The sequence below is a fragment of the Alkalimonas mucilaginosa genome (genome assembly GCF_036327005.1).
GTDB lineage: Bacteria > Pseudomonadota > Gammaproteobacteria > Enterobacterales > Alteromonadaceae > Alkalimonas > Alkalimonas mucilaginosa.
Map to the genome: position 1 here is coordinate 14,877 of NZ_JAUGZK010000016.1, position 23,440 is coordinate 38,316.

17 protein-coding genes are annotated in these 23,440 nt (G+C 52.2%); 8 read left to right on the forward strand and 9 right to left on the reverse strand.

The window, feature by feature from the left end; genetic code table 11:
* The first annotated feature begins 43 nt into the window (after nucleotides 1–43).
* Nucleotides 44–2,515, forward strand: coding sequence for a S9 family peptidase (locus QWF21_RS15940; protein WP_330089041.1), 2,472 nt, complete (start codon nucleotides 44–46; stop codon nucleotides 2,513–2,515).
* Between the two features lie 22 nt (nucleotides 2,516–2,537).
* Here QWF21_RS15940 and rrtA read toward each other — a convergent pair whose 3' ends face one another.
* Nucleotides 2,538–3,146: a rhombosortase gene (gene rrtA, locus QWF21_RS15945; protein ID WP_330089042.1), complete on the reverse strand. Its 609-nt coding sequence runs from the start codon at nucleotides 3,144–3,146 to the stop codon at nucleotides 2,538–2,540.
* A gap of 109 nt (nucleotides 3,147–3,255) precedes the next feature.
* Here rrtA and ggt point away from each other — a divergent pair, with 109 nt between their 5' ends.
* Nucleotides 3,256–4,995 (forward strand): gamma-glutamyltransferase, encoded by a 1,740-nt coding sequence (ggt, locus tag QWF21_RS15950; protein WP_330089043.1) that lies wholly within the window; start codon nucleotides 3,256–3,258, stop codon nucleotides 4,993–4,995.
* A gap of 16 nt (nucleotides 4,996–5,011) precedes the next feature.
* Nucleotides 5,012–5,755 (forward strand): enoyl-CoA hydratase, encoded by a 744-nt coding sequence (locus QWF21_RS15955; protein ID WP_330089044.1) that lies wholly within the window; start codon nucleotides 5,012–5,014, stop codon nucleotides 5,753–5,755.
* An 18-nt stretch (nucleotides 5,756–5,773) separates the two neighbouring features.
* Here QWF21_RS15955 and QWF21_RS15960 read toward each other — a convergent pair whose 3' ends face one another.
* The 3 genes from QWF21_RS15960 to QWF21_RS15970 all read right to left on the reverse strand — a co-directional run bounded on the left by QWF21_RS15960 (nucleotide 5,774) and on the right by QWF21_RS15970 (nucleotide 9,178).
* Nucleotides 5,774–6,223 carry a hypothetical protein gene (locus QWF21_RS15960; RefSeq protein ID WP_330089045.1) on the reverse strand — a complete coding sequence of 150 codons (450 nt, stop codon included), beginning with the start codon at nucleotides 6,221–6,223 and terminating at the stop codon, nucleotides 5,774–5,776.
* Nucleotides 6,224–6,361: 138 nt separating this feature from the next.
* Nucleotides 6,362–7,330 (reverse strand): cysteine synthase A, encoded by a 969-nt coding sequence (gene cysK / locus QWF21_RS15965; RefSeq protein ID WP_330089046.1) that lies wholly within the window; start codon nucleotides 7,328–7,330, stop codon nucleotides 6,362–6,364.
* Nucleotides 7,331–7,486: 156 nt separating this feature from the next.
* A complete protein-coding gene (locus tag QWF21_RS15970; RefSeq protein WP_330089047.1) occupies nucleotides 7,487–9,178 on the reverse strand; it encodes a DUF7379 domain-containing protein in 1,692 nt (563 codons plus the stop codon).
* Nucleotides 9,179–9,389: 211 nt separating this feature from the next.
* Here QWF21_RS15970 and QWF21_RS15975 point away from each other — a divergent pair, with 211 nt between their 5' ends.
* The 3 genes from QWF21_RS15975 (at nucleotide 9,390) to QWF21_RS15985 (ending at nucleotide 12,642) form a co-directional block, all read left to right on the forward strand.
* Nucleotides 9,390–10,229 carry an AAA family ATPase gene (locus QWF21_RS15975; RefSeq protein ID WP_330089048.1) on the forward strand — a complete coding sequence of 280 codons (840 nt, stop codon included), beginning with the start codon at nucleotides 9,390–9,392 and terminating at the stop codon, nucleotides 10,227–10,229.
* Nucleotides 10,229–11,401 (forward strand): vWA domain-containing protein, encoded by a 1,173-nt coding sequence (locus QWF21_RS15980; RefSeq protein ID WP_330089049.1) that lies wholly within the window; start codon nucleotides 10,229–10,231, stop codon nucleotides 11,399–11,401. The genes QWF21_RS15975 and QWF21_RS15980 overlap by 1 nt, the downstream gene beginning before the upstream one ends.
* A gap of 107 nt (nucleotides 11,402–11,508) precedes the next feature.
* The gene (locus QWF21_RS15985) at nucleotides 11,509–12,642 is read left to right on the forward strand and encodes a beta-ketoacyl-ACP synthase III (RefSeq protein ID WP_330089050.1); all 1,134 of its coding nucleotides are present in this window, start codon (nucleotides 11,509–11,511) and stop codon (nucleotides 12,640–12,642) included.
* Here QWF21_RS15985 and QWF21_RS15990 read toward each other — a convergent pair.
* Entirely contained in the window at nucleotides 12,591–14,645 is a 2,055-nt protein-coding gene (locus QWF21_RS15990; RefSeq protein ID WP_330089051.1) for an ATP-binding protein, read from the reverse strand. The genes QWF21_RS15985 and QWF21_RS15990 overlap by 52 nt on opposite strands.
* A 256-nt stretch (nucleotides 14,646–14,901) precedes the next feature.
* On the opposite strand from QWF21_RS15990, the gene QWF21_RS15995 reads away from it, so the two are divergent.
* Nucleotides 14,902–16,104 carry an efflux RND transporter periplasmic adaptor subunit gene (locus QWF21_RS15995; protein WP_330089052.1) on the forward strand — a complete coding sequence of 401 codons (1,203 nt, stop codon included), beginning with the start codon at nucleotides 14,902–14,904 and terminating at the stop codon, nucleotides 16,102–16,104.
* A 2-nt stretch (nucleotides 16,105–16,106) separates the two neighbouring features.
* The gene (locus QWF21_RS16000) at nucleotides 16,107–19,277 is read left to right on the forward strand and encodes an efflux RND transporter permease subunit (protein WP_330089053.1); all 3,171 of its coding nucleotides are present in this window, start codon (nucleotides 16,107–16,109) and stop codon (nucleotides 19,275–19,277) included.
* Nucleotides 19,278–19,320: 43 nt separating this feature from the next.
* Here the strand turns inward: QWF21_RS16000 and QWF21_RS16005 are convergent, their stop codons facing one another.
* From QWF21_RS16005 to QWF21_RS16020, 4 genes are all read right to left on the reverse strand, one after another.
* Entirely contained in the window at nucleotides 19,321–20,697 is a 1,377-nt protein-coding gene (locus tag QWF21_RS16005; protein WP_330089097.1) for an L-serine ammonia-lyase, read from the reverse strand.
* Between the two features lie 207 nt (nucleotides 20,698–20,904).
* A complete protein-coding gene (locus QWF21_RS16010) occupies nucleotides 20,905–22,125 on the reverse strand; it encodes a dipeptidase (RefSeq protein WP_330089054.1) in 1,221 nt (406 codons plus the stop codon).
* Between the two features lie 106 nt (nucleotides 22,126–22,231).
* Nucleotides 22,232–22,708, reverse strand: a complete 477-nt coding sequence (locus tag QWF21_RS16015; RefSeq protein ID WP_330089055.1) for a YqhA family protein — start codon at nucleotides 22,706–22,708, stop codon at nucleotides 22,232–22,234.
* 114 nt (nucleotides 22,709–22,822) lie between these two features.
* Entirely contained in the window at nucleotides 22,823–23,401 is a 579-nt protein-coding gene (locus QWF21_RS16020) for a CoA pyrophosphatase (protein WP_330089056.1), read from the reverse strand.
* Nucleotides 23,402–23,440 lie beyond the last annotated feature (39 nt).

Here is a 23,440-nt window from a genome sequence, read left to right on the forward strand (position 1 = left end):
ATAGCATTGCATTGTTTTTTCCATAAAATGAGAATCAAACGCCATGATACGAATCCTCTGTACCTTTGCCCTGTTGTTGCTGGTGCTGCCATTTGGCGCACTGGCCGCTCCCCAGACTGTGAAAGCAGAGCAGGTGCTGTTTCTTGGTCCTTTGCCAGCTTTTGCCTCCGAGCAGTTGCAGCAAAGCGGCAAAGCGAAACAGCAGCGCCAGCAAGTACTGCGTTTGCTGGAGCGTCAGCCCATCCCCGAAGCTGGTCGTTCAGTCGAGCTGTTTGGGCAGCGTTTGCAATGGCGGCAGTTGACACCGACTGAAGCTGCCGAGGCCGGCCCTGGTGTTTGGTTTGTTCAACTGCAACACGATGCTTTTTTAAAAGGCAAACTGGAGATCTCAGGTTTGCAAGCCCCTCAGCTGTACCTGAATTTTCAGCCAAAAAATGGCGTCAGTACCGAGCTTGCTTTGGCAACAGGCTGGCAGCAGTTAATCCTTTTTACCGATGGTCGCGATGCGCAAGACGATGTGCAACTGCAACTGACCAGCCAGAATGAGGTTCAGGCTCAGTTTCGTTTGGCGGCGCAAGAGCCGGTGAACAATCGTCAGTTAACCAATGCTGAAACCATCACGCAGTTAGCATTATCGCCGGATACCAATTGGATGTTGCTGAGTTTTAGTGGCCGCTCGGATGTAAGTGACGTACAACTGCAACGGACGGAGCTGCGCGACGTCAGCCGCAACCAGGTGCAGCATAGCTGGAGCGGCCAGGTGTTAAGCCGGGCCGCTTTTAGCCCGGACAATCAGTGGCTAAGCTACATTGCCAACAATACGCTGTGGCTGATGAACCTGAACACTGGTGAACTGCGTTCTTTGTTGGAAAACCAAAGCGGTCTGGGCCAATATCGTTGGGCCCCTGATAGCAACAGCATTTTGTTGCAATGGACAGAGCCCGATACCAGTCTGCAGCAAGCCAAAGCTAAAATGTACCGCGCACTGGAAGATCGCTGGCGTGGCTACCGTGATACCAGCCGTCTGTTTCAACTGGACATCGCCAGCGGCCTGGTACGAGCCCTTACCACCGATGCCAACAGCAGCACCTTAAGCGATGTGCGGCCTGATGGTAAGGCTTTGCTCTATACCCAAAGAGTCAATGACCGTACTGCTGCACCGCATGCCAGCACAGCTTTGTTTGAGCTGGATTTAACCAGCCTGCAAAGCCGCGAAATTGGTACTTTTCAGCATCTGAACCAGGTGCAATACCACCGGAATCAACTGCTGGTTGTTGCCGGCCCGAACTTTGCCGCTGGCGCAGGAGTTAACTTGCCGTCGGAGGATTACATTGCCAATGATTACGATGGTCAGTTGTATCTGATGGATGCAGATGGCGGCCATATTCAGCCCTTGTCGAAGGACTTTAACCCTGCCATTAGTTCTGTTGCGGTGAATGCACGTGGCCAGGTTATTGCTCTGGTCAACGAAGGCGACCGCTCAGCACTGTACAACGTAGATACCAACCGGCAACGCTTTCAGAAGCTGGCGTTATCTCTGGATGTGATTGAACGGTTTGAACTGGCCAATGACCGGGGAGCCACTGTGTTGGCTGTTGGCTCTGGTGTGGCGACACCGCAGCAACTTGAGCTGGTCAGGCCTGGTCAGCGCCGCGCCACTGTGCTGCATAGCAGTACTGCCTTGTACCAGCATACGCAACTTGGTGAGGTGCGCGATTTCCATGTCGAGAATCCGCAAGGTGACCGCATTGAAGGCCGTTATTACCTGCCGCCGGATTTTGACGCCGGTAACAAATACCCAACCATCGTGTATTACTATGGTGGCACGACTACGGTGAATCGCCAGTTTACCGGTCGCTACCCGTTTCATCATTGGGCTGCCAATGGCTACATTGTCTATGTAGTGCAGCCACGCGGGACTATTGGCTATGGTCAGCGCTTTTCGGCGTTGCATGTAAATGCCTGGGGTAAATACACCGCCGATGACATTATCTATGCCACCGAACGTTTTGTCGCCGAGCATGATTTTGTGGATGGCAAACGGCTAGGCAATATTGGCGCGTCCTACGGTGGTTTTATGACCATGTATCTGGCCACACAAACCGATCTCTTTGCTGCATCCATTTCCCATGCCGGCATCAGTGCTCTGAGCTCGTACTGGGGGCAGGGCTGGTGGGGGTTCCTGTATTCAGGTATTGCCAGCCGCGATAGTTTTCCCTGGAACAATCATGAGCTTTATGTTGGTCAGAGCCCCTTGTATATGGCTGATAAAATCACGACGCCATTGCTGCTGATCACTGGCGATTCCGATGTTAATGTGCCGGCTGGTGAATCACAGCAAATGTTTACAGCATTGAAATTGCTGGGGCGTGAAGTAGCACTGGTTGAGATCCCAGGCGAAGATCACCACATTATTGATCGTGAAAAGCGCTATGTCTGGTGGGATCATCTGTTGGCCTGGTTCGATAAGCATCTAAAAGATCAGCCTGACTGGTGGCAGCAGTTAAGTGACTAAAACCCGCTCTCTGATCCACTGCTCAGGCAGTGGATTTTTTTTTGCTGCGCCAGTACCAGGCCGGAAACAACAGCATAGCTGCCACAACACCGGCCAGGTGGGCATCGACGGCGACCTGGGCTGCAATCAAATCGGCCAGTTGGCTATCTGCACCCTGCAACTGTTCATGCCCAACTTTTGCCAATACCAACAGCAGCAGGAGCCAGCCGGTGCGATCTTTACGCCGGATATCGGCCAGAGCACCCAGCACCACCATGGCATGCAAAGCACCGGACAGGCCTACCATGCGATCAAGCTCTGGCATGGTGAGCAACAGCAGCAAATTGGTAAGAACCCCGGCCAGCAAGAGCCACAGCAAATAACGATTGCTGTTAAAGTGCTGGCCGTGCAATAGCCATAGCAAGCTGAGCCCGGCCAGGTTAAGCAGTAAGTGCCAGTGATTGGTGTGCAACAGATTGGCTGTGAGTAGGCGCCACCACTCGCCATGCCGCAGTGCTGCCGGTTGATAGTTGAACCGGTCCACCCAGTGATCTGGCAGCCATAGCAGCAGCACCAGGCTTAGCAGGAAGCTAGCTGCGGTCAGCAAGGACAGCCGGGAAGGGCGTCGGTGTAATAAGGAAATATTTTGCATCCGGCTAGTCTAGCCAGAGTCTTTTGTTCTGTCATGAAGAATCTGGATTGATCTTTAGGTCGCTTCTGGGTAGGGTTAAGTTCGGTACAGCTTGCAGTAGTAGGTTCTTATGAAGTTTCTTATTCCATCACTTTATCTTTTGTGCAGTTCACAGCTGGTACTGGCGTCTGTGCCGGTACAGGCTGATCGTGAGCCTGAAGCAGCAACGGGTTACTATCAGCAACAACTGGTGCAGGCTGAGCGTTTTATGGTGTCAGCAGCTCACCCTCTGGCTACCCAGGCCGGAATTCGGGTATTGCAACAAGGCGGCAGTGCCATCGATGCAGCGATAGCTGTGCAACTGGTGCTGGGCTTGGTGGAAGCCCAAAGCTCCGGCATAGGTGGCGGAGCTTTTATTTTGCATTGGGATCAGACAAAGCAGCAGATGACCACCTTTGATGGCCGTGAAACTGCACCCAAAGCCGCCACCGAGCAGTTGTTTATGCAAGGCGATAACGCCATGCCCTGGCGAGAGGCCTATGTGGGAGGCAAGTCTGTTGGCGTGCCCGGTTTATTTGCGGCCATGCACCAGGCACATCAGCGCTATGGCACTTTAGCCTGGGAGCAGCTGTTTGAGGATGCCATTCAACTGGCAAGTGACGGCTTTCCGGTGTCTGATCGGATGGCCCGGCAATTGGCAGTCGGTTGGAATCAGGGCATTCAGCATAGCCCTGCAGCCAGCGCGTATTTTTATCCGGATGGAAAGCCGCTGCAAGCTGGCACTGTGATTACCAATCAGGCTTATGCCGATATTTTACGGCAGGTGGCGGAGCATGGGCCTAACGCCTTTTATCAGGGCGGGAATGCAGCTGCCATCGCCGAGACGGTGCAGCAAGCACCTGTCAATGCAGGAACTTTGGCTGTCACCGATTTAGCGGCCTATCAGGCGGTCGAGCGTGATCCTGTTTGTGGCTCGTATCGCAGTTACACCATCTGTGGCATGCCGCCGCCAAGCTCGGGTGGCATCGCTGTGGTACAAATTCTTGGTTTATTGGAACGTTTTGAGTTAGGCCAGTTGGCTCCGGATAGCATTGAGGCCATCCATTTGTTTGCTCTGGCATCGCAGCTTGCTTTCGTGGATCGTGATCACTATGTGGCTGATACCGATTTTATCGAGGTACCGACCCAGCAGTTGATAGAGCCGAGCTACCTGGCTGCGAGAAGTGCGCTGATTCAGCCCGATAAAGCCTTGTCTGAAGTAAGGCCGGGGCAGCCCGTTGCAAATTTGGCGCGGAGTAGCAGTTTAAGTCCGGAGCTTAGCAATACGACTCACTTTTCCATCGTCGATGCCAATGGCAATGCCGTTAGCATGACCTCCAGCATTGAAAATGTATTTGGTTCCGGCTTGATGGTGAATGGCTACTTGTTGAATAATCAACTGACCGATTTTTCACTGGCACCAGAGCTGGACGGTGAGCTGGTGGCGAATCGGGTTCAGGGCGGCAAACGACCCCGTTCATCCATGTCCCCCGTGATGGTGTTTGATGGTGATGGCAGTTTGCGTATTGTGCTTGGCTCACCGGGTGGTAGCCGCATTATCAACTATGTTGCCCAGACTTTGGTTGCACTGATTGACTGGCAACTGGATATTCAGTCGGCCATTAATTTACCCCGGGTAACGCACCGTAATGATTTTCTGGCTTTGGAAAAAGGCACTGCTATCGCACAGCATCAATCGGCGCTGGAGCAAATGGGGCATCAAGTGCGGATCATCGACTTAAACAGTGGCTTGCATGGCATCGTGCTGTTGGATGCTGGCTTGCAAGGTGGAGCCGATCCGCGCCGTGAAGGACAGGTACTTGGACATTAAAGAAAAGGAACGACGAATGGCAGGCGTGGAACAACAACTGCAAGATGGCGTACTTTGCCTCACATTGCAGCGCCCGGATAAAAAGAATGCACTGAACCTGCTGATGTATCAGCAACTGGCCGATGCGCTCAAGCAGGCTGCGGTTGATGAACAAGTCAAGGTAGTGTTGTTGCAAGGCCAGGACGATTGCTTTACAGCTGGCAATGATTTGCAAGACTTTATGGGTGGCGGTGACTTGAACCAGCAACATCCGACGGTTCGGTTTTTGTATCAACTGGCTGAATTTCCGAAGCCGGTTGTGGCAGCGGTGGCAGGTTTGGCCATTGGGATTGGTACCACAGCTTTACTGCACTGTGAACTGGTGTATGCAACTGCAGATACCCGCTTTCAGTTGCCCTTTACCAAGCTTGGGCTTTGTCCGGAAGCCGCATCCAGTTTGTTATTGCCACAATTGATAGGCTACCACCGGGCTTGTGAATACCTGTTGTTGGCCGAACCCTTTGATGGCATTGCTGCCGAGCGGATGGGACTGGTCAATCGCTTGCTGCCGGCCAGTGAGTTGCTGGCTTTTGCGTTAGCAAAAGCGCACCAGTTGGCTGCCATGCCAACTCAGGCAATCCAAAGCAGCAAACGTTTGCTCAAAGCCAATCAGCAAGAAGCACTGCATTATACCTTGCGGGAAGAGCTCAATGAGTTCCAGCAACTGCTGCAAAGTGATGCCTGCCAGCAAGCGGTGCAGCAGTTTTTCCGGAAAAAGTAATGGTGAAGGCCGCAGCTGTTAGCTGTGGCCTCTGCTGAAAGGATCATTTTTAATTTCGGCTACCAGCCAACGGCCCCGTACCCGTACCATCCGGACTACCCGCATTTCATTGACAATACGACCATCAAAAGGGCCGCTGAACACCAGCATCACATCGGTTTCATTGCCGTATTGTTCGCGCAGGTTTTGTCCGGCCCGATTGACATTGATAGTGACTTCATCGTACGACATATTGATCAAAGTCCGGGCTACCTGCCGCGGTGTGGCGTAATGCGCCATTAATTCGGCCAGCTCAGGTGTGCTTAAGCTTTTTGCCAGCTCTAAATCATTTTTGTTGTAAATGGCGTCAAAGAACTCTGCAGCGGCATGCTCAGGTGCGTGAAAGGTGCCGGATAAAGCCTCATTTTGCTCAGAGCAAGCAGTGAAAAGCAGTAACAGCATGGATGCAAGTAATAAGCGTATTAGCATGGTTGGTAAGACTTTTAAATAGCATTCAGAACTCAAGTTTGGGCTTTGAAAGCCAATCTGTAAAGTAGCAACTTTATTTAAGGCGAAACACAGGCAGAAAAAAAGGCCGCCGAAGCGACCTTTGCAATAAACCGCAGCTTAGGCTTGCAGCTCTTGTTCGGTAAAGACATCGGCAAACAGTGGGCTAGAGAGATAGCGCTCTGCTGAGCTTGGTAAAATAACCACAATGTTTTTATCGGCAAACTCTGGCAATTCGGCCAAGCGGTTTGCGGCAACCACTGCTGCGCCGGAAGAGATACCAGCTAAAATACCTTCCTCTTTCATTAAGCGGTGGGCCATAGCAATGGCGTCGTCGTTGCTGACCAGCTCAACCCGGTCGATCATCTCAAGATCCAGGTTGCCCGGGATAAAACCGGCACCGATGCCCTGAATTTTGTGTGGTCCTGGTTTTAGCTCTTCACCGGCGCGCTGCTGGGTGATAACTGGTGAGTCGGTTGGCTCTACCGCTACGCTAATCAGAGGATGTTTTTTCTCCAGTTTGATAAAGCGGCTTACCCCGGTAATGGTGCCACCGGTGCCGACACCCGCTACAAAGACATCAATTTTGCCATCGGTGTCGTTCCAGATTTCCGGGCCTGTGGTCTCAAAGTGAATTTGCGGGTTGGCCGGGTTGTCGAACTGCTGCAGCAGTACGTACTTTTCCGGGTTGGAGGCCTGAATTTCTTTTGCTTTTTCAATAGCACCTTTCATGCCTTTAGGGCCTTCGGTCAGCACCAGATTAGCCCCCAGCGCTTTTAGCAACTTGCGGCGCTCCAGGCTCATGGTCGCCGGCATGGTCAGGGTGAGTTTGTAACCTCGGCTGGCAGCAACGAATGCCAGCGCAATACCTGTATTACCAGAGGTCGGCTCGATCAACTCTTTGCCTTCACCCAGTAAGCCTTTTTGCTCGGCATCCCAAATCATAGCAGCACCAATCCGGCATTTGACGCTAAAGCTTGGATTGCGCGCTTCAATTTTAGCGAACACTTTGCCGCCAGTGACACGATTCAGTTTGACCAGCGGGGTACGGCCGATCGACAACGAGTTGTCATCAAAAATATTTGCCATTACGAAGACTCCAGTTTCCTAGCAGAATTTAACCTAAATTAACGCCTGGACGGCCAAAAGCAAAGAAGCGTTTTGCTATAAGTTATAGCTGTTTGGCCATAGCCTGAGTACTGAAATGCCCGCAAGTCAGGAGCATAGTGCGGGCTCTTGAGCACTTTAAGGATACAGGGCATTGAATAAATCACTCTCTGAGAGCTGTTGGCCAAAATACGAGGTATGCCGACTTTTTACCTGAGTTGGTTGTTTTACCGGATGGGGCTGACAGGGAGCTATGATTTGTTGTGCTGTTTCCGTCACTACCCAGTCATGGCGCCAGGATACCAGAAGCGCAGAGATCAAAGCATGCAAGGTGCGCGCACCAATCCGCCGTAGCAATCGTTGCTCACGGATCAAACTGCTATCGAAGGTACCGGATACAGTGACCAGAGTAGTAGTGAGCGGTCCTTGCGCGCGTAGCGCCTGATTTTCTGTGTTCAGTTTGCTCATCATCTGCAGGCCCGGTAATTGTTGTAAGGCGCGCTCGGAATGCTGAGCCAGGGCGTTCAGCATGGTAAGAGGTGCACTGCCAAGGGTTAACAGGCGCATGGCACTGCAAAAGGTTGCCAAAGTGCGGGGGAGCGTTAGATAGCCAACCTCGTTTGCCGCTGCAACAGTAACGCCATGCTGAATATTCAGGTTGGGGCAGTGGACTGCCAGGTATTTCAGCAGCAAAGCCCCACGTGAAAAGCCCAGTGCGGTGACAGGCTGGCTGAAACAACGCTTGCCAAGGATGTCTTGCAATTGAGCGGCATTTTGTTCCAGCGTTGAGAACAAGGTATCGTGATCAAATGCCAGAATTTGCTCAAAGTCTGTTTGGGCAAGCAACTGCTCCAGAAACACCTGGTTGCTGCCCGCTACTGGTTTTTCAAACAGATTGCCATAAGTACCCCGGGTTGAGGAAAAGGTGCCATGCAGTAGCAGCAGTGTTTTGCGATCAAAATCAATATCTTCAGCGGTTACATCAGTAAAGTAATAGCCTTGCTGCTGGTTTTGCCAGAGTAGCAGATTGTGTTTTACCAACCCAACCCGGTCGGCTACCCGGCGCAGGATATCTGCAGAGGTGCTGTTTTGCCGTTTAAAAATAAGCACCTTGAGAACCAGCTTGGTTGCTGCGATGTCGTCATCAGTCTGAGTAGACAGACGGGGAGGGAGAGCACCACCTTCCTCGCTGAGTACCAGCCCGGTTGCCGGATAAGCCGGTATACGGTAATGCAAACGGTCACGCTGGTGGCACTGATGCTGATCGTCGGTAGGCTCCGGGAGCAGATATTCAATGCTGGTATCGGTTGGGTCGGCCAACATGTCGCCTTTTTTCTTTTTCGACATCCGTTGGTAAAACACCAGAGCACCCTCGTCGGCTGCTACAAAAACGGTAAGCCGTAACATCGGAATTTCATCTGCGGTAAAGCCCTGGCCGCAGTCGGGAAGTGTGGCTTGTTCCAGACTCAGGTAACGCTCGATCACAGGCTCGCTGTCTGGCTGACCTGGTTGATTCAGGTACTGAGGCCGTCCTTCGCGGATGGCCTGAATTTCCTGTAAGGTGGATTCGCCAGAATGGGCGACAGAGGATGCCACACTGCCGTGGGATGAGCATAAAAGGGTGCCTTTCAGCAGAAAGGGCTGATGGTCCCAACTGCCCAGCGTACCCCAAATTCCTTTCTTTCGGTTTCGCTTGGCAGACTGCCGTTGAATAAAGCGCAAATCCTTGCGGGTCAGGCGTTTTTTGCTGGTGTACTCGCCAAGTGGCAGGAAAGACTCACCATCTTTATTGGATGTGAGCATGTTTCTGGGGGAAATACGCAGTCTCATCGTGCAGCTCCATTCTTAAGGAATACAACGGAGAATACGCAGAGGACAGACAGCGAAACAGACAGACCTTGCCTTCCGTGACCAGGATACAACAGGCAGTATAGTTGAAGTTTCGTTAAAATGAAGCAACATTCATGGTTTTTTATGGCTGGTGCTGGTATGACCTGCAGGCAAAAGGTAAAGTAGCAGCAGGTTGCAAAAAGGATCCATTATGTCGTTTCAAAGTACCGAACACTATATCGTTTCCGATGAGTTGGCACTGGCGGTCAATGCAGCGGTTACACTGGAAAAGCCTCTGTTAATCAAAGGCGAGCCGGGTACCGGCAAAACCCGCCTGGCGGAAGAGCTGGCCGAGGCCCTGGGAGCTGAGCTTATCAGCTGGCCGATTAAATCCACCACCAAAGCCCAGCATGGTTTGTACGAGTACGATGCCGTCTCGCGGTTGCGTGATAGCCAGCTTGGCAGTGATAAGGTGCAGGACATCAGCAACTACATTCGACCCGGTAAGCTGTGGCAGGCCTTTACTGCAGAACAGCGACCGGTGTTGCTGATCGATGAAATCGACAAAGCCGATATCGAGTTTCCCAATGACTTGTTGTATGAGTTGGATCGGATGGCATTTTACGTGCACGAGACCGGTGAGGAAGTCGCCGCCAAACAACGACCCATCGTGATCATTACCTCGAATAACGAAAAAGAACTGCCGGATGCATTTCTGCGTCGCTGTTTTTTCCATTACATCCGCTTTCCGGATGCAGCGCTGCTGAGGGAGATCGTTGGGGTGCATTTCCCGAACATTCAACAGCAACTGCTGAGCACAGCGCTGGAAGTATTCTTTGAACTGCGTGAACTGCCTAACCTGAAAAAGAAGCCGTCCACCTCGGAGCTGTTGGACTGGTTAAAGTTGCTGCTGGCGGAAGATATCCCGGTCGAAGTACTGCAAGACAAACAACAAAAAGGCGGTTTAATGCCGATGTTTGGCGCCTTGCTGAAAAATGAGCAGGATGTCGCCCTGGTAGAAAAACTGGCCTTTATGGCGCGTCGCCGCTGATGCTGATCCAGTTTTTCCAAACGCTGCGCAAGCATGGCCTGAGCGTCAGCCTTACTGAGTTGCTGGATCTGCTGGCAGCACTGGATAAGCAGGTGGTGTTTGCCGATACCGAAGGCTTTTATTACCTGGCACGGCTGGTGCTGGTGAAGGATGAGCGCAACTACGACAAGTTCGACCGGGCTTTTGCCGAGTACTTCGAAGGTGTTGCTGCCGTCGATATTGCCAGCAAAATCCCTGACGACTGGCTAAAGCCGGATGTGATCCGCCAGTTGACTGAGGCTCAAAAAGAGGCGCTGAAAGGCCTTGGCAGTCTGGATGAGTTGCTCAAGCAATTTAAAGAGCGTTTAGCCGAGCAGCAAAAACGTCATGCCGGTGGTAACAAATGGATTGGTACCGGCGGCACCTCACCCTTTGGTGCCTATGGCTACAATCCGGAGGGGATCCGAATTGGTCAGGACCGCTCGGGTGCCAGACGGGCGGTTAAAGTCTGGGACAAGCGTGAGTTTCGTGATCTGGATGGTGATGCCGAGCTCAATAACCGCTCCATCAAGCTGGCGTTACGGCAACTGCGTCGTTTTGCCCGCAGTGGCGCCAGTCAGGAGCTGGATTTGCCGGAAACCATCCGTGCTACCTCGCAGCAGGGCGGTTGGCTGGATTTGCAGTGGCAGCCAGAGCGGCACAACGCCATCAAGGTGCTGTTGTTTTTTGACGTTGGCGGCTCGATGGATGATTATATTCAGGAATGCGAGCAGCTGTTTGCCGCGGCGCGAGCCGAGTTTAAGCAGTTGGAGTTTTTTTACTTTCACAACTGTGTGTACGAAGGGGTCTGGCAGCACAATCAGCGCCGGCGTGAGCAGCAGACCAGGGTGATGGATTTGATCCACACCTACGGCTCGGATTACAAGCTGATCTTTGTCGGTGATGCCACTATGGGCCCTTATGAAATTGCCTGGCCCGGCGGTAGTGTTGAGCATTACAACGAAGAGGCCGGCGAAGTCTGGTTAAGGCGCTTGCTGGCTCAGTACCCCAAAGCCGTCTGGCTGAACCCGCAACCTGAGGCCTGGTGGCCGCATTATCAGTCGATTGGCCAGATCCAGCACATCATGACAAAGCGCATGTATCCACTGACATTGGATGGTCTGCAGCAGGCGATGCGGGCTTTATTGAACTAAAGTCAGAAAAAGGTCACATTTGCGCTGTCAGCTTTTGCTGACAGCGGTATAATCAGTTGATAAAGACCAGATCTGACAGCACAGATCGAATACGACAAGGTTAGGCTATGAAAAATATTGTGATCAGTGGCTCAGGTGTTTTTACGCCAGCCGACAGTATTTCCAACGAAGAGCTGGTCGCCAGCTTCAATCAGTATGTGGATAACTTCAATCAGCAGCATGCGGCTGAGATTGAACGTGGCGAGCTGGAGGCCCTGGGGCATTCGAGCTGCGAATTTATCGAAAAAGCCTCCGGCATCAAGTCACGCCATGTGCTCTACAAAGAGGGTATTCTGGATCCTGCGGTGATGCATCCGGTGTTTCCGCGTCGTGGTGAAGACCAGGCGCCGGAAATGGTGGAAATGGCGCTTATCGCTGCCAAAGAAGCGATGGCAGAGGCTGGCAAAACTGCCAGTGATATTGACCTGATCATCTGCGCCGCTTCCAATATGCAGCGGCCTTATCCGGCTTTATCGGTAGAGCTGCAGCAGCAGTTGGGTGTAACTGGTTATGCCTTTGATATGAATGTAGCCTGTTCTTCTGCTACCTTTGCCATCAGCAATGCAGCCAATGCCATTCGTGGCGGTACCGCCAAAGTTGTATTGGTAGTAAACCCGGAGTTTGCTTCACCTCAGGTCAATTATCGCAGCCGCGATAGCCACTTCATTTTTGGCGATGTCTGCACCGCCACTATTATTGAAGCCGAAGACACTTGCAGTTCACCTTTGGCGTTTCGGATTTTGGGCATGCGCCTTAAAACCGAGTTTTCTAACAACATTCGCTGCGATATTGGCTATACCGAGCATTGCTTTGCATCACCCGAGCCGGAGATCGCGTTTTTCCGCCAGCAAGGTCGCAAGGTGTTTAAAGAGTTACTGCCGTTGGTGGCCGATGTGATTGCGACAGAGATGGCTGCACAGCAGGTGACGCCGGAGCAATTAAAGCGTCTGTGGTTGCATCAGGCCAATATCAATATGAACATCTTTGCCGCCAAAAAAATTCTTGGCAGGGATCCGTTGCCGGAGGAAGCACCTTTGGTATTGGATCGCTATGCCAATACAGCATCAGCGGGCTCCATCATTGCTTTTCACCAACATAAGACCGGGCTGCAAGCGGGTGATAAGGCCATTTTGTGCTCTTTTGGTGCAGGTTACTCCATTGGCTGTTTGGTGCTGGAGCAGTTGGCTGCTGCCGGCGCATGAGTAAGTAGCGCTTTGGGGAAATACAGCAATAACTCAAAACCTGTCTGGCAGGCAGTGAGCTCGACACTGCCACCAAATGCCTGAGTCATCAGGTTGTACACCAGGTTAAGACCAAGGCCGGTCCGTCCGGCTCCCCGGGCTGTGGTATAAAATGGTTCGAACACATGTTGACGCTCTGTCTCTTCGATGCCACAGCCATTGTCGCTGTAGCGTAACACTAAATGGTCGGTTTGCTGCTCCAGTGCCAGCCTGATCTGTGGCTTTTCCTCCTGGGTTAAGCCATGTTGTAATGAGTTTTGAAACAGCTCCAGCAACACCATCTGCAATTGTTGACCACTGCAATGAAGCGTAAGCTCTGTGCCTTCTTCCAGCACCTGAACTCCTCGCAGCTGCTCACTCAATAACGTTCGGACACTGGCGATTAAAGCCGACAGACTGACATCGTAGTGCTGTTCGGGGCGAATGGCCAACTGCTTGATATTCTGCACCAGATTTGAGCAGCGCTGCAGGGTTTGCTGGCACAATTTAAGGGTTGTTGCCGACTTTTCACAAAAAGACTGAAACTTTTGCTGAGTCAACTGCTTGTTCCGGGCTGAGGCGCTAAATACGGTGACTTGCTCATCCAATAACGAGAGCGCTGTCGTCAGGATCCCAAGCGGTGTATTCATTTCGTGCGCCAGGCCAGAAACCAGAGTGCCAAGCGACGCCATCTTTTCTGATTCAATAAGCTGTTGCTGTGCCTGCTGCAACTGCTGCAGTGATTGATGGAGCTTCCTGGTCAGGTGTTCGGCCTGAATGCGTTTTTGTTGCTGCCGCCGGAAAAAATAAATCAGCAACAGCGTACCGAGAGCAAGTGCGCTGATAATGGTGATATTTTGGCGGTGCTGATGCCGCGCCGTCAATTCAGAGAGCAGCAACTGGCTTTCCAGCTCTGCAATGGCCTGTTGTTGTTGCTGAAAATACAACTGGTCCCGTAGCCCCACCACGTGACGACGTGACTGTTCGTTTTGCTTTTGGCTATAAAGGCGTTGGTATTGCTGCAAGGCCTCGAGTGCTGCCGGATAGTTTTGTTGTGCCTGATAGAGCTGACTTTGCAACAGAACCGCTTGCAGCTCATTCTCTGGCAGGGAATGCTTTGCCAGCAACTGGCTAACTTGCGCCAGCTTTTGCTCAGCGCTATCCAGTGCTCCAAGGGCTAAAGCCTGTTGCGCCTGCACCAGGTACATCTGGCTGATGGAGTAGGGATCATCACGTTGCAGGTAGTAATCAAGCGCCAGTGATGCGTAGTGACTGGCCGCTTCGTATTGCTGCAGAGCCAGGTAGCTGCTGGCCAGGGTGCGTTGCACAAAGGCAATGTCATCGGCCTGGAAAAAAGCCAGTTGCAGAGACTCTTCCAGATGCGCAATTGCTGTTTCATAGTGCTCCATCGCCACCAGCAGTGACGATTGATTATTACGGATAATGGCCCTGGTAGCGGCGCTCAGGCTGTAGCGATTTGCCAATTGCTCTGCTTGTTGCAGCAACTGGCTGGCTTCATCGTACAAGCCAATACTTCGTACCAACAAAGCACTATTGGTGGTAATGGAGGCAATGCGTTCGTGGTGCTGATGCTGCAGTGCCAATTGGTAAGCTTGTTCTAAATGTTGTTGAGCCGGTACCAGCTCGTTGCGACGAAACGCAAAAATTGCCAGTAACTCATAACTACGAATTTGCCACTCGGTTCGCTCTGGCGGAACCTGCTGCAACCACTCCTTGATCAAAGCCTCTCCCTGGCTGCTGTTGGAGAGAATCAACAACTGGTATGCCAGTGCATTGGTCAAATGGTAACGGCGCTGCCAATCCAAAGCATCCGTTTGTGCCAGTAATTCCATAGTGTTGGTGTAAGCAGCGCCTGGCTCAGCTTTACTCTGTTGCATAAGCTCTGTATACCAGTCAGGCTCGGCAGCCAGCAGCAGGCCTGGCCACAGCAGAGTAAAAAGTAGAAGGTGCACATGTTTTCGCATGGCAGGAAAGGCTCCTGACGGTGAGTGTTGCAGGCTGCTTTGTAACAAAGTATGTCTGCTGAGTTGGTTTTTCTCCAGTCCGCTGCAAATACTAGCAGGCTGTAAAATTGCAACTGACTGATTTTCAATCATTTTGATTTATTTTTATGCTCGGTCGCGCTGAAGGTGTTTTTAGCCTTGTAACATTTAATGCAACCAGATCGGGCTTTTTTTCGTTAGTATAGCTAGTACTTATAAAGACAAGTTAGTGAGTTCCATGGCAAAGCAAAAATTAAAAATTATCTTGCCTGTAGTGATCCTGTTGATTGCAGTCTTGTTGATGATTGTGCTGATGAAAGGCCGTCAACCTGCGGAACAACGCGAAGATGTTGCAGTAGGAGTGCTGGTGGATGTGATATCAGCACAACCTGAAGAGTTGATTTACCGGATAAGCTCTCAAGGGACTGTTCGCCCCAGGTTGATGACCAGTCTGGTCTCTGAGGTGAACGGCCGTATCATTGAAGTATCTCCCAACTTTGTTGAGGGTGGTTTTTTTGCTGCCGGTGAGCTATTGGTAAAAGTCGAGCAGGATGACTATTTAACGGCAGTGAAAGCGGCGGAAGCTAATCTGGCACGGGCTACTGCGGCCTTGCAGGAAGAGCTTGCCCGGGTGCGGGTTGCCGAGGAAGAGTGGGCTTCTTTCACCGAAGGGGAGGCACCCGAACTTGGTTTGCGCCGGCCTCAGCTGGCGCGGGAGTTGGCCAATGTACGCTCTGCTGAAGCTGAACTGGAGCGGGCAGCCAGGGATCTTAGCCGCACCGAATTACGGGCACCATACGCCGGATTACTGCAGAGCAAAACGGTGAATATCGGTCAGTTCATCAGCCGGGGGACTGTGCTTGGCAGTATTTTCGGCACTGACTTGGCAGAAGTGCGATTGCCACTGACCGATCATGATCTGGCATTTATGCTACTGCCTGGTGGTGAGCAGTCAAGCTATCCGCTCGTTGAGTTGACGGCTCTGGTTGCAGGCCAGCAGCAGCACTGGCCGGGCAGGCTGACACGTACCGAAGGAGTGCTGGATGAGCGAAGCCGGGTGATTTACGCCGTAGCGCAGGTGGATGATCCCTATCGTTTGCAAACCGATGGCAAGCAGCCACTGCGGTTTGGCCGTTTTGTCCATGCAGCTATTGAAGGCAGCTCGTCTGGTCAGGTTATTCGGTTGCCTCGTAACTTGGTACGACCAGGCAACCAGGTATTGCTGGTGAATACTGATAGCCAGCTGGAGTTCAGGCCTGTCCAGGTTCAACGCACCGATGAGCGTTATGCCTATGTGATGGAGGGGCTTGCTGCCGGCGAGCATTTAGTGGTGTCAGCTTTACCCAATCCTCTGGCTGGTATGCAGGTTCGCCTTGGTCGGGTGGATGGTGAGTGGCTGGACAGTCCTGCCGTTTCAGACACTGAAGCGTCGGGAGACTGAGCATGGATACACAAAAAGGGATTATTGCCTGGTTCGCCCGCAACAGTGTAGCAGCCAACCTGCTGATGGTGGTGCTGATTATTGCAGGCGCTGCTTCTTTGATGACCATCAAGAAACAAATCTTTCCTGAAATTGCGCTGGATGAAGTGACCATCCGGGTGCCTTACCTGGGCGCTGCGCCGCAGGAAGTGGAAAGTGCGGTCATTGATAAGATTGAAGAGCGACTGCGTTCGATCAATGGTATCAAGCGTATTCGCTCTACCGCAGTGGAAGGCTTGGGCACGGTACGGGCCGAGATTTCATCCAGTTACGACATTATGGAAGTCATGGACGAAATCAAAACTCAGGTGGCTGCTATTGCTACCTTCCCGGAGCAGGCTGAACGCCCTGTGGTGTATCGGCAGCGGTTTCAAAGTACAGTGATCTGGCTCTCGCTCTACGGCAATGCCGACGAGCGCAGTATGAAAGAGCTGGCCAAGCACATTCGTGATGACTTAAAAAAACGTTACAGCATCAGCCAGGTTGAGGTGGTTGGAGCCCGCGACTATGAAATCTCCATCGAGTTATCCGAATCGGTGCTGCGGGAGTATCAACTGACGTTTGAGCAGGTGGTACAGGCCATTCGCGCCAGCTCGGTCGATATTCCCGGTGGCTCCATTCGCTCTGATTCGGGCAATATTTTATTGCGCACCAAAGGCCAGGCGTACCGTGGCCATGAGTTTGCCGATATCATCCTGCTGCGTTTTAACGACGGTACCCGGCTCAGGCTGGGCGATATTGCGTACATCAATGATGGTTTTATCGAGCGCGATGGTGAAGCTACCTTCGATGGTATGCCCTCCATCTCCATCCGGGTGGATGCTGTCGGTGATGATAACAGCCTGCAAATCTCGCAAAACGTGAAGCGTTATGTCGAAGAGCAGCGCGAGATGCTACCTGCGGGAATTTATCTGGATCATTGGGGCGACAGCAGTTACTACCTGCAGGGGCGCATCGAGCTGATGACCAGCAATCTGCTGTACGGTGTCCTGCTGGTGCTGCTGGCGCTCACTTTGTTTCTGGAGTTTCGGATTGCCTTCTGGGTCATGGTCGGGATCCCGGTTTGTTTTCTTGGTGCCCTTGCATTGATGCCGTTGCCGATGTTCGGTGTTTCCATCAACATGATTAGTCTGTTTGGCTTCATACTGGTGCTGGGTATCGTGGTGGACGATGCCATCATTATTGGTGAGAGTGCTTTTAGCGAAATCGAGAAAAAAGGCAAGTCGATGGACTCGGTGATCGCCGGAGCCAAGAAAGTGGCCATGCCAGCTACTTTTGGGGTACTGACGACCATTGCTGCTTTTTTACCCATGCTGATGGTTGGCGGCTCAATGGGGCCGATTTGGGAGTCGATTGCCTGGGTGGTTATTTTGTGTCTGGCTTTTTCCATCGTGGAATCCAAACTGATTTTGCCTACCCACATTGCCCATATCGATACCAAACCCTGGGATCCGGACCGGCATGGTTTGTTTTACGCCACAGGTCGTGGTGCCAGCAATTTTTTACGTGGGATCCGTCAATGGGTCGCCGATAAGCTGCAGCATGTTATCCACCAACACTACCGGCCTTTTATCAGTCGCTGCATAGAGTTTCGCTATCTGACCCTGGTTAGCTTTTTTTCACTGATGCTGCTGATGATAGGCTTGCTGGGTGGTGGTTTTGTCCGTTGGGTGTTTTTCCCGGATATCCCAAGTGACTTTATTCAGGCCAGTATCTTGATGGAAGAGGGCTCGTCAAGCCAGCAAACCCAGCAAGCCCTGGATGAAATGGAAGCCGCATTAATGCGCGCCAATGAGCGGCTGAAATCCGAATACAATGCCGATGTGATTCAGCACCGGCTGGTCTTTTTGAACAGTGATACCCGTGGACAGATGGTACTGGAGCTGGAGAAAAGCGAAGGCCGCGAAATTGATGGCTTTGAAATTGCCCGCATTTGGCGTGAAGAAATGCCAGAGATCGCCGGCATGCGTTCATTTAATATCAATGCCTCTACCGGCGCTGGTGGAGGTGGTGCTGATATAGCACTGCAAATTCGCGGCGATAATTTGCAGATGCTCGAAGCCGCTGCCGAAGAGCTAAAACGGGCATTGGAGCAATACGAAGGGGTGTACGATATTCAGGACAACCTGAGTGGCGGCAATGATGAGGTAGTGCTGAGTTTAAAACCGGAAGCGGATTTATTGGGGCTGACATTATCGGATCTGGCGCGCCAGGTGCGGTATGGCTTCTATGGCGCCGAAGCGCAGCGGGTGCAGCGCGATGGCGAAGAAGTGAAAGTGATGGTGCGTTACCCGAAAGACGAACGCAACTCATTGGGCAATTTAGAGCAGATGCGCATCCGCACAGCCGATGGTGGTGAGGTGCCTTTTAGTATGGTTGCCAGCTATCAGTTGCAGCCAGCCTTTAATGCCATTAATCGGGTCAATGGCGAGCGGGCGGTGACCATTACTGCAGCAGCGGATAAAGATCGCATCGAGCCGGGCCGGGTGGTGCGGGAAGTGCGGCAAGGCATAATGAAAGAACTGCCACAGCGTTACCCTGGCGTTACCACGGCGCTGGAAGGTAGCAGCCAGGATGAAATGGATGCGCAGCGCGATATGCTAAAAGCCGCCGTGCTGGCGCTGTTTCTTATCTATGCCTTAATGGCCATTCCGCTGAAATCCTACAGCCAGCCGCTGATTATTATGAGCGTGATCCCCTTTGGCCTGATTGGTGCTGTGGTTGGCCATATGGTACTGGGACTTAGCATGAGCATTATGTCGGTGTTTGGTCTGATTGCGCTGGCCGGTGTGGTGGTGAACGACAGTTTGATTATGGTGGATTTTGTCAATAAAGCCAGAGCGGCCGGGCACAGCATTCGTCAGGCAGTGGAGGAAGCGGGTACCATGCGTTTTCGCGCTATTGTCCTCACCTCCATGACTACCTTCTTGGGCTTAACGCCCATCGTGCTGGAGCGCAGCTTGCAGGCACAAATCGTGGTGCCGATGGCAGTATCGCTGGCCTTTGGTATTTTGTTTGCCACCGTGATCACCTTGATCCTGATCCCAGCGCTTTATGTGATTCTGGAAGACTTTAAGAATTTGTTTCGCAGCAAGGAGCAAAAAATCGATACCCAGCTTAGGGAGATTAGCTGAGTAGAGGTAGTAAAAAAAGCCCCAGAACTCAGGGGCTTTTGCATTAACACTCAATAATGTTTACGGCCAGACCACCGCGTGAGGTTTCTTTGTACTTGGTTTGCATGTCTTTGCCGGTGTCCCACATGGTTTTAATCACTTTATCCAGTGACACCTTGTGATCACCACTGCCCCGCAGTGCCAGTCGTGATGCATTGATGGCTTTGACGGCTCCCATGGCATTGCGCTCGATGCAGGGCACCTGCACCAGGCCACCGACCGGATCGCAGGTCAGGCCTAAATTGTGTTCCATGCCAATTTCTGCTGCATTTTCTACATGGCTGGCTGAGCCACCAAGAATTTCCGTTAAAGCACCGGCGGCCATCGAGCAAGCGACGCCCACCTCCCCCTGGCAACCGACTTCGGCACCAGAAATGGACGCATTCTTTTTGTACAAAATGCCGATTGCGGCAGCCGTTAACAGATAACGCATGGCAATATCGGGTGTTACTGGTTGAATAAACTTGTCGTAGTACATCAGTACTGCAGGGATAATACCGGCAGCGCCATTGGTGGGAGCGGTGACTACCCGGCCACCGGCGGCATTTTCTTCATTGACTGCCAGCGCAAAGAGGTTCACCCAATCCATCACCTGCAAGGGATCTGAGCTTTTTTCTACACTAAGGCGTCGATACAACGAAGGAGCCCGCCGCTTTACTTTCAGACCACCAGGTAAAACCCCTTCAGTGCGAATGCCCCGATCGATGCAATCATGCATGGCCTGCCAGATATGAAACAGCTCGTCTTTTATTTGATTGGGCTTACGCAGTACTTTCTCGTTCTCCAGCATCAAACTGGAAATCGATAGGCCATGTTCTTTGCAAAGGGCCAACAGTTCTGTAGCGCTTTCAAACGGGTAGGGCGGCGGGTTATCAGCGGCAAACTGACTGGCGGCTTCTTTTTCTTTGGCAAAATCTTCTGCTTTAACAATAAAGCCCCCACCAATGGAAAAATACACTTCACGCAGCAGCTCGGTTTCTCCGTCCCAGGCTACCAACTCCATACCATTGGAGTGTTCTTTCAAGGTTTTGCGCCGATGAAAAGTAATGGCACCTTCACGTGGAAACTTCACCGGCTGTTGTTGTGCCAGTTGCAGCTTTTGTTCAGTGTGTACCTGATGCAGTAACTCCGGGATCAGATCCGGGTCTATGCTTTCTGGCAGGTAGCCACTTAGCCCCAGAATCACGGCTTTACCGGTACCATGGCCAATACCAGTCTGCCCAAGAGAGCCATACAGCTCTACTTTTATCCGGCTGACGGATCCAAGTGTGCCCAACTGCTTCAGCTGTTCGGTAAATTGGTGGGCTGCCCGCATCGGCCCAACGGTATGCGAACTGGAGGGGCCAATGCCGATGCTAAACATATCAAAAGCGCTGATAATCATAAGTAAAACAAAACAACCTGAAGAAACATCCTGTGATTGTATACCAAAGGTAGTCAGCCGGTAAGTCCCGTTGTAACTGGTCAGGTCTGGTTACAACCTCCAGCCCTTGTCAGTGCTGCTTGCAGAGATTTACATGAAATTTTCTAAGGGAAATGACTGCCGCCCAGCCCGCGCTGACACGGCAGTTGGTAGATAGGGACGCTGCTAGTGCTTGGCTGCTGCCTCGACCGCGCGCATGACACGCAGGACGTTACCCGACCAGAGCGCACGGATGTCATCTTCCGTATAGCCCCGACGCATCAACTCCCAGGTCACATTGATGGTTTCAGTGGCATCGTCCCAGCCTTCTACGCCGCCGCCGCCGTCAAAATCGGATACAATGCCAACATGCTCAATGCCAATGCGATTGACCGCATAGTCAATGTGATCAACAAATTGGGCTAAGGTCACATCCTGGTAGGTACGGCGCAGCTCGGCCAGGCCATCCATATAGGCTTTGACTTCTGCATCGCTGGCACCGCCCCAACCGGCCGACAAGTACTGCTGGCGCAGTTCATCCTGGCCACGCTGAATGCGGGGATCCACGTTGGCTACGTAGCTACGAAAGGCCACCATCTGAGCGACACCGCCATTGGCTTTAATGGCATCCAGCTGCTCATCATCCAGATTCCGCAGGTTGGGGTGCACGCCGGAAACACCGGAGTGTGAGGCAATCACTGGCGCGCGCGACAGGGCGATGGCCTCCAGTGAGCTGCGCTTACCAACGTGCGAAATATCGACCATAATGCCGTAATCGTTCAGCTTTTTAACCAGCTCACGGCCCAAATCGGTTAAGCCCTGATCGGGTTTATCACCCTGATCCAACCGCGGATTGGAGCTGCCACCAAATTGATTATTGCCCATATGGGTAATGCCGACATAGCGTACACCGCGCTCAGCCCAAAGCGGAATTTCATCGACGCTGGTGCCAAGCGGATAGGCGTTTTCCATGCCAATCAAGGCCACCAGCTTACCTTGCGCATGCAAGGCTTCTACCTCATCGGCAGTGCGGGCCAGACCAATTTGATCGCGGTAAGCCCTGGTCATGCGTTTAATGGCCTGATAGCTCTCCTCAGCACGGGCTCTGGCAGTAGTATAGCCTTGCTCCGTCATCGAGCCCTGACCCACATAAACAATGAAAAAAGCGGCATCCAGGCCACCGGCACGCATTTTGGGCAAATCGACCTGGGCTCTTGTCATCACGCCCGGATCCATTTGATACGTAGCGTAACCACGGGCGATATCGACATGGGTATCCAGCGTGATCACGCGGGAGTGCAGCTCCCAGGCCTCACGCTCGCTGACATCGCGCGGCTGGCGCTCGGCCAGGGCTGAGCCCATTAGCAGCAAGGTACTGGCTGCTAAGGCGCTGAAAAGTTTTGACATAGAATGCTCCTGTTCCTGAAGTATTTTTTAGTATAAGTTCGCCAACAGGATAACGATCCTGAGCCGAAAGTACCATCCTATTTGTCCTTAGAAACAGGGCATTAAGCTAGTGATTCATTTGCCGGGCAGCGAAAGTTACCGCCAAAATGACAAAGCCAACAGCCAAACCAAAGTAGAGAGTTTCTAAAGTGGCACCAATTTCCACCGCCTGCTCCAGAAACAGGATCACCAGTATCACCGATGCTACCTGCATCAGAGTGATTTTCAGATCATGAAAATTTTTAATATCCAATGCTTTCAGCAAGCCTTTGTCTTTGCTCTCTTCTTTGGTTAAAAATAGCCGGTACAGCGCTGACGCGATGATTTGAAACGTCAGGGCGATTAGCAAGGTATCCAGTACTTTTAGTAACTTTACCGCCAATCGTTTTCCTTCGTCCGCTTTCACCGGAATGGCCAGCACGGTATCGACAATAATGCCATAGACAATGGACACACTGGCGGCATAGAGCAGGCAAGCCGAAGCCGCGCAGACGATAATGGTCAGAATCACCAGAATGCGACTGCTTTGCAGTAATTTTTCCATGCTGTTTCCTCAGGTAAAAGGTGGATAAGCTGCCAGATTTGAACCTGCTACAGCAACTTGGTTCCTTGTACAGCTCGATCGCTGTTTTGGTTTGTCGGGCTTAGCTATGACAGGCTAAGGTTTGCCAAGCTGCTGCTTTAACCGATGCAAGATGGCTGCGGTAGCGCCCCATATCAGTTGCTGGCGCCAGTGCAAAAAATACACCGGGTACTGTCGGCCCTGATGCTGCCAGTCCCATTGCTGCCAGCGCTCTTCTTGCCATAACTCTGCCAAAGGTGCATGAAAGATATCGGCTACTTCATCCAGTTGCAATTGCCAGCGGGGTGGGGCGTGCACCAGCCCCAGCCAGGGTTCTATCACAAAGCCGGTGCTGGTGGCTTGCGGCGGTAGCTGGCCCACAATGGCGACATCAGCAGGTGATAGTCCCACTTCTTCTTCTGCTTCTCGCAGCGCCGCCATTTTACTGCTTTCACCGCTTTCAATACGGCCACCGGGGAAACTGATTTGGCCGGGGTGATGCTTTAAATGCACGGCCCGTTTGGTCAGCACCAATTCCAAACCCTGAGGGCCTTGCAAAAACGGCAGCAGCACCGCAGCGCGTTGTGCTCCGCTCTGGTTTTGCAAGGTTCGCGCCGCTGTTGGCGGCAACTGGGTGTTAAAGCGGGCTAGCAGCCAGTTGGGTGAATAACTCATGATGGTTCTTTACTGTTACTAGCTGGTTTTTCTCTCATT

Coding starts and splice junctions, on each gene's coding strand:
- cysK (WP_330089046.1), bottom strand. CDS start 7,330: ATGGCAAATATTTTTGATGACAACTCGTTGTCGATCGGCCGTACCCCG.
- QWF21_RS16010 (WP_330089054.1), bottom strand. CDS start 22,125: ATGTCAAAACTTTTCAGCGCCTTAGCAGCCAGTACCTTGCTGCTAATG.
- QWF21_RS15995 (WP_330089052.1), top strand. CDS start 14,902: ATGGCAAAGCAAAAATTAAAAATTATCTTGCCTGTAGTGATCCTGTTG.
- rrtA (WP_330089042.1), bottom strand. CDS start 3,146: ATGCAAAATATTTCCTTATTACACCGACGCCCTTCCCGGCTGTCCTTG.
- QWF21_RS16020 (WP_330089056.1), bottom strand. CDS start 23,401: ATGAGTTATTCACCCAACTGGCTGCTAGCCCGCTTTAACACCCAGTTG.
- QWF21_RS15980 (WP_330089049.1), top strand. CDS start 10,229: ATGCTGATCCAGTTTTTCCAAACGCTGCGCAAGCATGGCCTGAGCGTC.
- QWF21_RS15940 (WP_330089041.1), top strand. CDS start 44: ATGATACGAATCCTCTGTACCTTTGCCCTGTTGTTGCTGGTGCTGCCA.
- QWF21_RS15955 (WP_330089044.1), top strand. CDS start 5,012: ATGGCAGGCGTGGAACAACAACTGCAAGATGGCGTACTTTGCCTCACA.
- QWF21_RS15990 (WP_330089051.1), bottom strand. CDS start 14,645: ATGCGAAAACATGTGCACCTTCTACTTTTTACTCTGCTGTGGCCAGGC.
- QWF21_RS16015 (WP_330089055.1), bottom strand. CDS start 22,708: ATGGAAAAATTACTGCAAAGCAGTCGCATTCTGGTGATTCTGACCATT.
- QWF21_RS15985 (WP_330089050.1), top strand. CDS start 11,509: ATGAAAAATATTGTGATCAGTGGCTCAGGTGTTTTTACGCCAGCCGAC.
- ggt (WP_330089043.1), top strand. CDS start 3,256: ATGAAGTTTCTTATTCCATCACTTTATCTTTTGTGCAGTTCACAGCTG.
- QWF21_RS15975 (WP_330089048.1), top strand. CDS start 9,390: ATGTCGTTTCAAAGTACCGAACACTATATCGTTTCCGATGAGTTGGCA.
- QWF21_RS15970 (WP_330089047.1), bottom strand. CDS start 9,178: ATGAGACTGCGTATTTCCCCCAGAAACATGCTCACATCCAATAAAGAT.
- QWF21_RS15960 (WP_330089045.1), bottom strand. CDS start 6,223: ATGCTAATACGCTTATTACTTGCATCCATGCTGTTACTGCTTTTCACT.
- QWF21_RS16000 (WP_330089053.1), top strand. CDS start 16,107: ATGGATACACAAAAAGGGATTATTGCCTGGTTCGCCCGCAACAGTGTA.